This is a genomic window from Paraburkholderia sp. SIMBA_030, assembly GCF_046535245.1.
Lineage (GTDB): Bacteria > Pseudomonadota > Gammaproteobacteria > Burkholderiales > Burkholderiaceae > Paraburkholderia.
This window is the reverse complement of record NZ_JAWRXB010000931.1, coordinates 1-259: the sequence shown is the minus strand read 5'-3', so window position 1 is coordinate 259 and position 259 is coordinate 1. Positions and strand designations below refer to the sequence as shown.

The following is a 259-nucleotide window of genomic DNA, read 5'->3' as shown; positions in this document are numbered from 1 at the left end:
AGGTTGCGCTAATCAATCAGGCCCAAGCACATCGGACTCTTCTGGGGCAAGCAACAAGGTCAACATTCCCGCAATTTCCAAGGTCGACGTTCCTTCCGGAGCCGTTCTTCCCAAGGGTGATGGCAAGGCTACCTGCCCGTCCACCACCACGCTGGCCTATGGCGGTGCCGAAACCGGTCCCAACGCCCAGCTTGGTATCAACATCTTCACTGGCATCCAACTCGCCATCAACCAGCACAACCAGGCAAACCCGGGCTGC

The 259-nt window shown here is 58.3% G+C and carries 1 protein-coding gene; it reads left to right on the top strand.

The annotated features are described in order from the left end of the window. The coding region (locus SB772_RS42755; RefSeq protein WP_410838866.1) for a hypothetical protein at window positions 1-259 on the top strand (259 nt) is incomplete at both ends.